Source organism: Phascolarctobacterium sp. (genome assembly GCF_030531065.1).
Classification (GTDB): Bacteria; Bacillota; Negativicutes; order Acidaminococcales; family Acidaminococcaceae; genus Phascolarctobacterium_A.
This window is the reverse complement of sequence record NZ_JAUNOQ010000011.1, coordinates 46,214-59,097: the sequence shown is the minus strand read 5'-3', so window position 1 is coordinate 59,097 and position 12,884 is coordinate 46,214. Positions and strand designations below refer to the sequence as shown.

Genomic DNA, 12,884 nt, shown 5'->3' with positions numbered 1-12,884 from the left:
TAAAAGAAAATGGTAAAAATGTATTATGACAGCGACGCAAATCTGGAATTATTGGCAGGCAAAACCGTAGCGATTATCGGCTACGGCTCTCAAGGCCACGCTCATGCGCTTAACTTAAAGGAAAGCGGCGTGGACGTAGTAGTAGGCTTGTACGAAGGCTCCAAATCCTGGGCTAAGGCTGAGGCCGCCGGTCTGAAGGTTATGACCGCTTACGACGCCGCCGCTAAAGCTGACGTTATTATGATGCTGATTCCCGATGAGAAGCAAGCCGCTACCTACAAAAAGGATATTGCTCCGAACCTGACCGCAGGCAAGGCCCTGGCTTTCGCTCACGGTTTCAACATTCATTTCGGCCAAATTGTGCCTCCGGCAGACGTTGACGTATTCATGGTTGCTCCTAAAGGTCCGGGTCATCTTGTTCGCCGCACCTACACCGAAGGCAGCGGCGTGCCCGTGCTGGTAACCGCTTATCAGGATTACACCGGCAAGGCTCACGACATCGCTCTGGCTTATGCTAAAGGCATCGGCGGCACCCGCGCCGGCGCTTTGGAAACCACCTTCCGCGAAGAAACCGAAACCGACCTGTTCGGCGAGCAGGCAGTTCTGTGCGGCGGCGTTTGCGCTCTGATGAACGCAGGCTTTGAAACTCTGGTAGAAGCAGGTTATGAACCTGAAAGCGCATACTTTGAATGCATGCACGAAATGAAATTGATTGTCGACCTGATGTATGAAGGCGGCATGGCTAAAATGCGTCATTCCATTTCCGATACCGCTGAATACGGCGACTACACCACCGGTTCGCGCATCATTACCGCCGAGACCAAGGCCGCTATGAAGCAGGTGCTGGCAGAAATCCAGGACGGTACCTTCGCTAAGAAATGGCTGCTGGAAAATCAATGCGGCCGTCCGCAATTCAACGCTATGCGCCGTCGCGCTGCGCAAACCCAGGCTGAAAAGGTTGGCGCTCAGCTGCGCGGTATGATGTCCTTCCTGAAAAAGAAATAAAGAAGAAAACGCAGGGACAGATAAGCAACAGATTTAAATAAGGGAAAGCAAAAGACCGCTTACCGTTTGGCAGGCGGTCTTTTTGTATGTGCAAGAAAAATTGGGCGGCAGCAGGATTTTATGTATAGATTATAGAATAAAATATATATGTACATTTGGGGGGGACGAGCGCTTCGCTTAATTCTTTCCGAATAATAATCTCCTCCCATAAATTCAATTTGGGAGGTGTTTTTATGCGTAAAAATTTATTGAGAAAAATTATGGTTAGCGTTTTAGCGGCGGCTGCGTTCAGTGGAGCGGCGCAGATGAGTAGTTGCGCTGCGGCGGATGATAATTATACAAAAATTGGCAACGGTAATGCTGCGAACGGAAAGATAAATATTATTGAAGGAAAATATTTGGAGATACAAGGATATAGCTATGCGGGTAAGCCGAGCGTAGCGGAATATACAGGAGCGCAGGTTTATATCGGCGGCTCTGTAGAAGTAAAGAAAGTTTTTGGCGCTTTTTCTAACGATTATACGAAAAATGTTTTTAATAATGAGGTAATAATCGACGGCAATGCTAAAATATTAGGAAACAATGGGTATGGCGTCGTTTATGGCGCTGGTGCGGAGATGATGCCAAGTAATGGTAAAAATATCCCGGAGCGTTATAATAATACGGTGACAATCAAGGGTAACGTGGAGGTTGTTGACGGCGACGTTTACGGAGCTTTGGGTAATGCGCACAATAATACGGTAAATATAGAGGGAAACGCGAAAATCAACGGAGATATTTATGGCGGGTCTTCCTATTATGCAAAAGATAATTACGCTATTAAAGAAAATACGGTTAATATTTCCGGCGGAAGTGTCACCGGAGATATTGTCGGCGGTATTACCTGCGGCGGTGTCCCCATAAACATGGGAAGTAGTGCCGGAGGTAGTAAAGGCGACGTTATAGGCAATATCGTTAATATTAGCGGTGGATATATTACAGGCAGAGTTATTGGCGGCTTGGCTACTAAAGATGACCAAATAACCGACAATAAAGTCGTTTTGCGAGAAACGGGCAACGTAGCTAATGCGGCATTATATGGCAGCAATTTTGCGATAAACGACAGTAACATAAGAAATAACACGCTGCTCATCGACGGTTGGAGCGGCGCTGCCTTGGGCGCGTATAATTTTAGCGGCATCGATATGCAGAATATCGCGTGGCAGAACGGCGGTACGGTACTATCACTTACGGGTTCTGCCGACGACCTCAAAGCTTCGTTGGCGAATACGCAAATCAAGCTTAATAGCGTAAACTTTAACGGCGGCAAGAAGTTGCAGGCTGGCGAAAGTATGACGCTGGTTACCAGTTCCAGCGGCGCTAATTTGGGAATTACGCAGGATAATGTAAAAGTAAGCGATAAGTTTGTCGCAGGCGTGGGCGTTGCCGGATCAGGCGAAGCAATTATAGAAAGCGGGAAAGTTGCATATAAAATAACGGAAGTAACGGTGAATAAGCAAGTTAACCTAGTCGCTGAAAATCGCGCAGTAGCGGCTGCGTTTGTTAATCAAGGCAGCGATTTAATTTCCGACGGCTTGTTAAGCTTAACGGCGGACGCTCATTACGGCGTTAAAACTTTTGCCGCAGTCTACGGCAACCGCAGCAAGTACGACGTGAACAGCGATTTAAAAATCAACGGCTGGAGCGGACTTTTCGGCGTGGGCGCGAGCAAGAAGCTGAAGAGCGGCGATTTGAGCTGGGGCGTATTTTTTGAAAATGGGAGCGGCAATTACCGCACGTTCAACAGCTTTAACGATGATTTCTTTCGCGGCGATGGCAGTTTGGTCTACAATGGCGGCGGCGCGATGCTGCGTTATAAACAAGAAAACGGCGTATACACTGAAGGCAGCTTGCGCGCCGGTATGTTGAAAAGCGAAATGAAAAACGCTTTGCGAGACGGCGTAGGCAATAGTTACGGATATAAAACTGATACCGCTTATTATGGAGCGCACGTAGGCTTAGGCAGAATTTATAATTTAAGCGGCAGCAGTGAACTGGATATATACGGAAAATATTTCCATACATATAACGCAAGCGACAGCTTTACGGTAGCGGACGATAAATTTTCTTTCGACAGCGTTACCAGCGACCGTCTGCAAATAGGAGCGCGTTTAACAGCCAATAAACAAGGCAGGTGGACGGCTTATTATGGCTTAGCCTGGGAATATGAATTTAACGGCGACGCGGATATGCGGGTACAGAATTTGAGTGCGCCGACGCAGAGCCTGCAGGGAAGCACATATATTGGCGAAATAGGAGTACGCTATGCGGCAAGTAAAGAATCTCCGTGGAGCTTAGATGCTAAAGTGCGCGGATATGCGGGCGAACGGGAAGGATTCAGCGGCAACGTGCAAGTAACTTATAACTTTTAAAGTATTTTAGACATATATCTCTTTCTCTTTATTATCCGCGAGAAAAGGCGAAGCAATTTAAATAAGGGAAAGCAAAAGACCGCTTACCGTTTGGCAGGCGGTCTTTTGATATTGCTTTTATACTTCACCTTCGTCCATAATATTCAGCTTGCGCTTCCAGTAGCGGGAATAAATTGCGCCCAGGGGATTGTGAGCCAGCAGGCGGTCTTTGACTACGATATTGGTAACCGGTCCGCTGCAGTTCATATTGAAAACTGCGTCGTGGCCTACGCACAGACCGCAGGAAATGAAAAGCTCCACTCCCTGCTCCGCTAAAAATTTTGCCTGGAATTTAGGATTGCACATGGCTTCGTGCTCCAGCTCCGGTTTAACCTGCTTCAAGCCCAGCTCCTTTTTGGGGAAGCTGCAGTTTTTGCAGCAAACGCTGTAAAATTCAAAGCCCTGCTGCTCAAAATATTTGGCGATATAGCGGGCCTCGCTGTTGAGCCCGATGCAGAAGGCCATGCCCAGCTTTTTGTAGCCCATGGCTTTGGCGAATTCGGCGGTTTCCTGCAGGCGGCAGATATTGCTGTAAAAGGTGCCTTCCACATAGGCGGCGGCCTGCATGATTTTTAATTCCTCTTCGGTATAAGCCGCTTTGACCTCGTCCAGCGGCACGCCGGTGCAGTTGACGCCTTTGGTATAGCAGGCGTGGCTGGGACAGCTTGCGCATTTACATTTCATTTTGGATTCCTCCTCCGATTTTTATTTATATCCTACCACATTGACGCAGATTTTCCAAATTTTATCTTGTTGTTTCCCGGCGGCAAGGGCGTGCGTACCGTTGTGTACGCCACGGGACAGTTAGTGTTGAAAGCTATGAAGTACCGCCCCTTTTTGATAAAGCCAAATCATGAGGAGCTGGGAGAATTTTTTGGCATGGCGCCTTTGCGGGATACGGCGGCGCTTCTGCCTTTGCGTCAGAAAATTCGCAGCCTGTAAAAATTTTCTTTACAGGTATTGCGCTTGCCGCTTGACGGTGATATAATTATTAAGCTTGTATATATTATATATACTTCTTCTGCTCCCGAATGGGGGCCAAAGTCCAAAGGAGGAGGTGATTTCGTGAAAGCATACGAAGTCATGTACATCGTTAAACCCATTGAAGAGGAAGCATTTGAAGCAATCGTTGCTAAATTTGAAAACCTCATCACTGCAAACGGTGGTAATGTAGAAAAAACCGATCGTTGGGGCAAAAAACGCCTTGCTTACGAGATTCAGGATCTGACCGAAGGCCTGTACGTTCTCGTAACCTTCCAGGCTGAAGCCGCTGCTGTTAAAGAACTTGATCGCGTTATGAAAATTACCGATGAAGTAATGCGCCACATGATTATCAGAAAAGGTGAATAATCGATGAACAGGATTATTTTATTAGGCAGACTTACTAGAGATCCGGAAGTGCGCTACACAAGTACCGGTAAAGTTGTTTGTCAGTTCACCCTGGCGGTGGACAGACCTTTCGCCAATCAAGATGGGCAAAGAGAAGCCGATTTTATCCCGGTTATTATCTGGGGTAAGCAGGCAGAAACATGCGGCAATAGTCTCACCAAAGGGCAGCGCGCGCTGATTGAAGGCCGCCTGCAGATCCGCAGCTACGACGGTAAGGATGGCAATAAACATTGGGTAACTGAAGTTATCGCCGACCGCTTCGAGTTTATCGAGCGCAAGAGCGATTTTGCCAACGCCCGTCCCAGCAACCCGGCACCTTCCAATGCTCCCGCACAAGGCGGCGGTATGGAATCTTTCGGTCAAGCGGTTCCCTTTGATGAAGAAATTCCATTCTAAAATAAGGGAGGTTATGCAATGAAACGTGAAAGAGGCAGAAGACCCAGAAGAAAAGTATGCAGCTTCTGTGTTGATAAAGTTGAAGAAATCGATTACAAGGATGTAGCTAAGCTGCGCCGTTACATTACCGAACGCGGTAAGATTTTACCCCGTCGTATTTCCGGCACCTGCGCTAAACATCAACGCCAATTGACCGTAGCAATCAAACGCGCTCGCTGCGTTGCTTTGCTGCCGTTTACCTGCGAGTAAGAGTTAATTAGCAGCACAAACTAGAAAATCCCACGGCTTAAACGCTGTGGGATTTTTTTGTTGATTGATGCTTGTTAAATTATTTTGAATGTGATATACTCAAAATAACCAAAGGCAATGGTGGTGTTCGTTGAGCACACAAAAGAAAAATCCCAGGATGGCGGTCCTGGGATTTTTTGTTTGGGCTGACTGTGAACTTACAGATATCTGTCCAACCACTTGCAAATATAGTAACCAGCTATACTTGCCGCAACAGATACCAAAAAGGCAACGATGGTATTGTTCATTGAAGCACCTCCTTCCTGCTGGAAGAAGTCACAGCTTTTTTATTTTATCATATCTAAGTCAATCTGCGAAGGCTTGAAAAAAGTAAAATTTTTACCGTTAAGTAAAGAATGACAGAGCTGCGGCAGGCGTGATATAATATGAAATACAGATGAATTTAAACGAGGTGAATTTCATGCGTAAATCTTTGCGAGTTTTCTTTTTGACTTTTTTATTGACGATAATGTGCGCTGCGGTGGCTTTGGCCTACAGCCCCGGCCAGCGGACCTTTAAGCTGCTGGGCGAAACTTTGAACAGCGACCGTCATCCGGTGCATTTAGTAGTAACCCAAACCATCGATATGCGCGAGGTGCTGACGCCGGAGGCTTACGCCAAGCTGTCCAAAGCCCAGCAAAAGCGCGTCAACCGCACAGAATATAACGAGGCTAAGGGCATTAATGCCGAACGCATCACTACTACCGACGGCGAAGGCAATGTACTGAAGGATTCCGTAAGCTTCTGTCGCGGCGGCTACTGGTACACTATCGATTACGTTCATAAAACTTACGACCGTATTCCAGAATTGCCAGGCATGAGCGTAGCGTTTGCGGAAACCTTGGTAAGCTGGTTCAGCAGCAAGCCCGAAAGCGGCAGCGATGCGGCTACCGGTTATGATTACGACCGCCTGACCAAGGGCGCTAATACGCTGAGCTTTTATTATGCTAAGGGCGGAGATGAATGGAAGGGCTACGAAGTAAGCTATCTGCCGCGCTTCGACGTAGTGGAAATTTCCGGCGAGGTGGATGAAGCGACAGCCTTTGCCATGCCGCCTGAAGATTTTAAACAGGTTCCCGACCAGACCATGCGTAATTACGCCAATAAATTGATGTCCAGAAAATAAAAATCTACATAAGCGCCATCGTTCAGCGTAGCGGTGGCGCTTTTTCCGTCCGCAGGCGTTGCATAAAGCGGGCGTGTATTGTAAAATATATTAGATATACAGCTATCTGCGTAATGCTAAATATATATGATGAGGAGCGATTACTGTGAGTACAAATTTAGAGGTTGGTATCGTCGGTTTGCCGAACGTAGGAAAAAGCACTTTGTTTAACGCTATTACCAAGGCTGGCGCCGAAGCGGCCAATTATCCCTTCTGCACTATCGAGCCCAACGTGGGCGTAGTGGACGTGCCTGATAAACGCCTGGAGGTTTTGAGCGAGATGTTTAAATCGCGTAAAATCGTTCCGGCGGCTATGCGCTTTGTGGATATTGCCGGTTTGGTTAAGGGCGCGTCCAAGGGCGAGGGCCTGGGCAATAAATTTTTGTCCCATATCCGCGAGGTGGACGCCGTAGCCGAGGTTGTGCGCTGCTTTGAGGACGGCAATATTACTCACGTGGAGGGCAGCATCGACCCGCTGCGCGATATCGAAATTATTAACACCGAGTTGTGCCTGGCCGATATGGAAACGGTGGAAAAGCGTCAGGAGCGTTTGGTGAAGCTGGCCAAGACCGGCGATAAAAAAGTGAAGCTGGAGCAGGCCGTTATGGAAAAGGTTATGGCCGGGCTGTCCGAGGCTGTGCCTGCGCGCCGTTTGGGCCTGAACGAGGAAGAGCTGGAATTTTTGGGCGAGCTGCATTTGCTGACCATGAAGCCGGTGCTGTACGTGACGAACGTAGCGGAGGGCGAGGTAGCCGATACCTCTGCTAACACTTATGTGCAGGCCGTAAAAAAATACGCGGCTGAAGAGGGCGCGGAGGTTATCGTGGTGTCCGCTAAAATGGAAAGCGAAATCGCCGAGCTGCCAGCCGACGAGGCCGCAGAATTTTTAGCTATGGCCGGGCTGGAAGAAACGGGCCTGGACCGTTTGATTAAGGCCGGCTTTAAGCTGTTGGGCTTGATGACCTTCCTGACGGCAGGCGAAATCGAATCCCGCGCCTGGACTATTAAGCAGAATACGAAAGCGCCGCAGGCCGCCGGTAAAATTCATACCGATTTTGAACGCGGCTTCATCCGCGCCGAAATTGTTTCTTACGACGATTTGGTAGCCTGCGGCAGTAAGGCCGCCGCTCGCGAAAAAGGCTTGGTGCGCCTGGAGGGTAAGGATTACGTTATGCAGGACGGCGACGTAGTAGAATTCAGGTTTAATGTGTAGGTTTGATGGGAAAATTTTTTTGAAGTAAAAATGAGAGCGCAGCTAGCGAAAGTAAGCTGCGTTCTTTTTTGTTTAAATATGATATAATATTATCAGTAATTTGGATAGGAGATTTTAGTATGGAAAATTTAGAGTTACTAGTAAAAGAATTATGTAAGCATACTGAAGAATTGCCATGGCTAGAATTTAAATATAATAATTATACTCCAGATACAATTGGGGAAGATATTAGTGCGTTAGCAAATGCTGCTGCTTTGGAAGAAAGAAACTATGCATACTTTTTGTGGGGAGTAGAAGATAGCACTCATAAAATAATTGGCACTGATTATAATTTACAAAATTTGAAAAAGGGAAACCAAGAATTAGAAAATTGGCTCAGAGGTATACTTTCTGCAAATGCTGATTTTGAATATCATGCTGTACCTGTAGATGGAGTAATTGTAGGTATTTTAATTATTCATTGCGCTATTAATAATCCAGTTACATTTAAAAAAGTAGAATATATTCGCGTGGGAAGCTATACTAAAAAATTGATAGATTATCCTGCGTTGCAGGCTCGTTTATGGAATAGGTTGCATAATAGAAATTTTGAAGAGATGACTGCAAGACAAGATATGAACTTGATTGATGCTTTAGCATTGGTAAATTATAATACTTACTTTGATTTAATGAATTTAGTACAGCCAGATTCTAGAGAACAAATAGCTCACTATTTAATAGAGGAAGATTGTATTATTCGTAATGATAGCGGCTTATACGATATTACAAATATGGGTGCTGTTCTTTTAGCAAAAAATCTATCAGATTTTTCTAGAATAGTACGTAAAGCAATACGAGTTGTTCAATATGAGGGTACTAATCGACTCAATATGTTGAAAGAAGAAATATTTAAAAATGGATATGCTTGTGATTTTGAAAATTTATTGAAGTATATAGAATCTTTAACACCTACTAGGGAAATAATTAATGAAAATGGTTTACGAGAAAAGAAAGTTTCATATCCTAATTTGGCAATTAGGGAAGCTGTTGCAAATGCTTTGATCCATCAAGATTTTTCAATATCAGGGACTGGACCGACGGTAGAAATATTTGCTAATAGAATTGAGATCATAAATTCAGGCGTACCTTTGGTTGATATAAGACGTATAGTGGATAATCCTCCTAAATCGCGTAATGAAAAACTTGCTAGTTTAATGCGGCGGTTAAAAATTTGTGAAGAGCTTGGTACAGGGTGGGATAAAATAGTAACTGCTTGCGAATTGGCACAGTTACCTGCGCCAAAAATTGAGCTTTATGAAGAAAGTACTAAAGTAACCTTATATGCTGCTGTAAATTTTAGTAGTCTTTCATTAGAAGATAAATTGTGGGCTGCTTACTTGCACGCATGTATTATGCATATTCAAGGAGAGCAATTGACAAATAGTTCTCTTAGAAAACGTTTTGGCTTGCCTGTAACTTCTGCCGGAAGCATATCAAGATTAATAAAAGAAGCTGTAAAACGTAACATTATAAAACCTCTTGATCCATCAACCTCCAATAAATATATGAGATATGTACCTGTTTGGGCATAATTTGTTTATTTGCTGGTCATTTGCTGTGAAAGTAAAAAGAAGCTCGGAAATATTTGAATAAAACAATATATAGTATGCTCATTTTGATTTTATTATATTTGAGGGGTATAAGCTTATTTGCCAGTCATTTGCTGAACTAACAAAAGCAGCATTGTTGCCTTGAATTTGATTGCAGAGGTTCTAAAAAATTTGCAACCCATCAACATGAAAAAGTTTGTGGAATTGGGAGTATTTTGTTAATTTTTAAAACTATTCCTTCTTGCCCCGTTGCTTTTTCTTAGCAATTTGATAAAATAGAATTTGCGGAAGGAGGCGCTTTTCTTGCTGTTTGATACGCATATGCATTGCGATTATTCCTGTGACAGTCATATGGAATTTGCCGACGCTATTGCCGCCGCGCAGGCGCAGAATATCGGCATGATTGTTACGGAGCATTGGGATTACGATTATCCGACCAATCCCACTGCTTTTATTTTTGATATAGACAAATATTTTGACCGCCTGCAGCCCTTGTGCGGCGATAAAGTGCTGATAGGTATTGAAATTGGTATGCAGGCCCATACTGCGGCGGAGGATAAAAAAGTGGCGCAGGGGCACGCCTTCGATTATGTGCTGGGCTCCATTCACTGCATCGGCGGACGCGATTTGTACGAGCCGACTTGCTACGAAGGCAGGACGCGGCAGCAAATAGTCGAAGAATTTTTAAACGAGTCCATCGCTTGCGTGGCGCAGGACAGGGATTTCGATTCTTTCGCGCATATCGATTATATCTGCCGCTACTGGCCCTACGCAGGCGTGGGGCGCGAACTGCGCCTGCAGGACGCGCCGGAACTTTTCGACAGGCTTTTCCGTTTGCTCATCGAAAAAAATATTCCGATTGAAATTAACACGCGCCGTTTGGACGACGCGGCTGCGGTCGCCGGTTTACTGCCGTTGTATAAACGCTATCGCGCGTTGGGCGGCGAATACTGCACCGTCGGCAGCGACGCGCATTATGCGGAACACGTTGGCCGGCGCTTGTCGGAGGCTTTGCGTATGGCGGCGGCGTGCGGCCTTACGCCGGTGTATTTTCAAGAACGAAAGATGCGGATTATGGAGGTAACCCAATGAGATGCGTGCGTTTTAAGGATTTAAGAACGGGACATTTAGGCATAGGTTATATTGACGGCGGCGTGGTACGCCGCGTGCAGGGAACGCTGGAAACCTTTTGGCAGATTACAGACGAAACCTTCGCTATGGACGAAATTCAGCTTTTAGCGCCCTGCGTGCCCAAGCAGATTATTTGCGTAAGCTTCAATTATAAAAAACACGCCGACGAGTTCGGCGTCAGCGTGCCGCGCGAGCCCAGCATTTTTGCCAAGGCGGCGCATACGGTTATCGGAACGGAAGAAAATATTATCTGGCCGAAGCAGGTAAAGGAATTGGCTTACGGCGCGGAGCTGGGCATCGTCGTTAAAAAAATGATGAAGAACGTAGCGCCGGAAAATGTGCATAAATATATTTTGGGCTACACCTGCGCTAACGACGTCACTGCCAGCGATTTACAGCGGCAGGAGCGGCAATGGCTGCGCTGCAAATCCTTCGACACTTTCTGCCCGTTGGGGCCGTGGCTGGAGACGGAGCTTGACCCGACAGATTTATCCATTAAGCTGTGGCATAACGGCGTGCTGAAGCAGGACGCCCGCACAAGCGATATGGTCTACAGCCCGTATGAAATTTTGAGTTATATTTCGCACAGCTTTACGCTGGACGCCGGCGATTTAATTTTGACTGGCACGCCCATGGGCTCCGGCTTGATGGGCGAGGGCGACGAAGTGAAAATAGAAATCGAGGGCATCGGCTCTATTACTAACAGAGTTATTAAAGAAGCGTAAACAATTACAGCGGCAGGAGTCGTCCTGCCGCTTATTTGCTGCCTTGAACGGCGCAGCGGCAATATTTTATTAAGTTGAAGAGCTCTTTACAATATTATTCCTTTATGTTATAGTAATCTACATATCGTTGACTGATTGGTCAGTTAGTTAATTCAGTTAGTTAATGGAGGTTAGAAATGCTACAAAATATGACGGAGGGCGCGCCGTTAAAGCTGATAATTCCTTTTATGGTGCCCCTGTTAATCGGCAATGTTTTTCAGCAGCTGTATAATATTGCCGATATTATTATTGTTGGCCGCACTATCGGCGTGGAAGCGTTGGCGGCGGTGGGCGCGGTATCGCCGCTTTTTATGATGACCATGGTGCTGACCATCGGCTTGAGCAACGGCTTTACGGTAGTGACGGGACAGCGCTATGGCGCGCGGGATATGGAAGGTATGCGCCGCAGTATCGGCACCTGCATTGTGCTGAGCGTTTTTTTCGTGCTGCTGATTATGGGTGTAATGCATTTGGTTATCGACCCGGTGCTGGCGCTGATGAATATTCCGCAGGAGCTGCTGCCTAACGCTTACGCTTACGTGATGATTATCGTGGACGGGCTGTTCGCTATGATGGGTTATAATTTGCTGTCCGGTATTATGCGTTCGTTGGGCGACAGCAAAACGCCGTTGTATTTTTTAATCGTGTCGTCCGTGGTCAATGTGGCTTTGGCGCTGGCGTTTATCCTTTATCTGGGCTGGGGCGTGCCGGGCAGCGCTATCGCTTTGGTTATAGCGCAGGCAATTTCGGCGGTTTTGTGCGTGTTTTATATTTATAAGCGCTTCCCACAGCTGCACGTCGGGCGCAAGGATTTTAATCTGGACTGGCCGGAAATATGGGCGCACCTGCGCATGGGTTTGCCCATGGCGGTGCAGTTCAGCGTTCTGGGCATGGGCATTATTATTTTGCAGTCGGTGTGCAATAAATTCGGCGGGCAGCAGATTGCCGGTTTTACAACGGCCATCCGCGTGGAGCAGCTGGCTCTGCAGCCCATGATTTCTTTTGGTATCGCAATGGCGGTGTTTACGGCGCAGAATTTTGGCGCGCGCCGTTTCGACCGCATCCGCGAGGCTGTGCGCCGCTGTTCGGTTTTGTCGTTTGCCTTTAGCGTTGTGGCGGCCGCGCTATTGTTTATGTTTGGCGAAGAGGTTATCGGCGTCTTTCTGGACGACCCGGCGCCGGAGGTTATGCAGGCCGCGCATATGTATATTGCCTATACAGTGCCCGCCTATTTCTTCCTGAGCCAGATTTTTATTTACCGCAACGCCTGTCAGGGCATGGGCATCGGTATGATACCCATGCTTGCCGGCTGTGTGGAGCTGATAATGCGTTCCGCCGTCGCTATTTATTTAAGCGGGCCTTACGGTTTTATGGGCGTATGTATTGCCGAGCCCGTAGCCTGGATAAGCTGCTCGATTTTCGTTTTCGCCAGCTACCATTATTTTATCCGCGTGCTGGAAAAGAAGAGCGCGTTAAGCGCTTGAGCTTTATAAT

13 protein-coding genes are annotated in these 12,884 nt (G+C 46.7%); 12 read left to right on the top strand and 1 reads right to left on the bottom strand.

The annotated features are described in order from the left end of the window. Nucleotides 1–9: 9 nt before the first annotated feature. Nucleotides 10–1,005 (top strand): ketol-acid reductoisomerase, encoded by a 996-nt coding sequence (gene ilvC, locus Q4E64_RS08505; RefSeq protein WP_303167425.1) that lies wholly within the window; start codon nucleotides 10–12, stop codon nucleotides 1,003–1,005. Nucleotides 1,006–1,238: 233 nt separating this feature from the next. Beyond that, on the top strand, nucleotides 1,239–3,416 hold the full coding sequence (locus Q4E64_RS08500) for a hypothetical protein (RefSeq protein WP_303167424.1): 2,178 nt from the start codon (nucleotides 1,239–1,241) through the stop codon (nucleotides 3,414–3,416). A 117-nt stretch (nucleotides 3,417–3,533) separates the two neighbouring features. On the opposite strand, the gene Q4E64_RS08495 is transcribed toward Q4E64_RS08500, so the two are convergent. Beyond that, nucleotides 3,534–4,139, bottom strand: a complete 606-nt coding sequence (locus Q4E64_RS08495; RefSeq protein WP_303167423.1) for a DUF1847 domain-containing protein — start codon at nucleotides 4,137–4,139, stop codon at nucleotides 3,534–3,536. A gap of 66 nt (nucleotides 4,140–4,205) precedes the next feature. On the opposite strand from Q4E64_RS08495, the gene Q4E64_RS08490 reads away from it, so the two are divergent. The 10 genes from Q4E64_RS08490 (at nucleotide 4,206) to Q4E64_RS08445 (ending at nucleotide 12,874) form a co-directional block, all read left to right on the top strand. After that, nucleotides 4,206–4,397 carry a hypothetical protein gene (locus Q4E64_RS08490; RefSeq protein WP_303167422.1) on the top strand — a complete coding sequence of 64 codons (192 nt, stop codon included), beginning with the start codon at nucleotides 4,206–4,208 and terminating at the stop codon, nucleotides 4,395–4,397. 123 nt (nucleotides 4,398–4,520) lie between these two features. Beyond that, nucleotides 4,521–4,805 carry a 30S ribosomal protein S6 gene (gene rpsF / locus Q4E64_RS08485; protein WP_303167421.1) on the top strand — a complete coding sequence of 95 codons (285 nt, stop codon included), beginning with the start codon at nucleotides 4,521–4,523 and terminating at the stop codon, nucleotides 4,803–4,805. 3 nt (nucleotides 4,806–4,808) lie between these two features. Then, nucleotides 4,809–5,240 carry a single-stranded DNA-binding protein gene (locus Q4E64_RS08480; protein ID WP_303167420.1) on the top strand — a complete coding sequence of 144 codons (432 nt, stop codon included), beginning with the start codon at nucleotides 4,809–4,811 and terminating at the stop codon, nucleotides 5,238–5,240. An 18-nt stretch (nucleotides 5,241–5,258) separates the two neighbouring features. Next, the gene (gene rpsR / locus Q4E64_RS08475; RefSeq protein WP_293728432.1) at nucleotides 5,259–5,489 is read left to right on the top strand and encodes a 30S ribosomal protein S18; all 231 of its coding nucleotides are present in this window, start codon (nucleotides 5,259–5,261) and stop codon (nucleotides 5,487–5,489) included. Between the two features lie 460 nt (nucleotides 5,490–5,949). Beyond that, the gene (locus Q4E64_RS08470; RefSeq protein WP_303167417.1) at nucleotides 5,950–6,654 is read left to right on the top strand and encodes a hypothetical protein; all 705 of its coding nucleotides are present in this window, start codon (nucleotides 5,950–5,952) and stop codon (nucleotides 6,652–6,654) included. A gap of 145 nt (nucleotides 6,655–6,799) precedes the next feature. Then, nucleotides 6,800–7,906, top strand: a complete 1,107-nt coding sequence (ychF, locus tag Q4E64_RS08465; RefSeq protein ID WP_303167416.1) for a redox-regulated ATPase YchF — start codon at nucleotides 6,800–6,802, stop codon at nucleotides 7,904–7,906. Between the two features lie 119 nt (nucleotides 7,907–8,025). Continuing rightward, a complete protein-coding gene (locus tag Q4E64_RS08460) occupies nucleotides 8,026–9,477 on the top strand; it encodes an ATP-binding protein (protein ID WP_303167415.1) in 1,452 nt (483 codons plus the stop codon). 321 nt (nucleotides 9,478–9,798) lie between these two features. Further along, nucleotides 9,799–10,587 (top strand): PHP domain-containing protein, encoded by a 789-nt coding sequence (locus Q4E64_RS08455; protein ID WP_303167414.1) that lies wholly within the window; start codon nucleotides 9,799–9,801, stop codon nucleotides 10,585–10,587. After that, entirely contained in the window at nucleotides 10,584–11,351 is a 768-nt protein-coding gene (locus Q4E64_RS08450) for a fumarylacetoacetate hydrolase family protein (protein ID WP_303167413.1), read from the top strand. Before Q4E64_RS08455 ends, Q4E64_RS08450 begins: the two co-directional genes overlap by 4 nt. A 176-nt stretch (nucleotides 11,352–11,527) precedes the next feature. Next, nucleotides 11,528–12,874, top strand: coding sequence for an MATE family efflux transporter (locus Q4E64_RS08445; RefSeq protein ID WP_303167412.1), 1,347 nt, complete (start codon nucleotides 11,528–11,530; stop codon nucleotides 12,872–12,874). The last annotated feature ends 10 nt before the right edge of the window (nucleotides 12,875–12,884 follow it).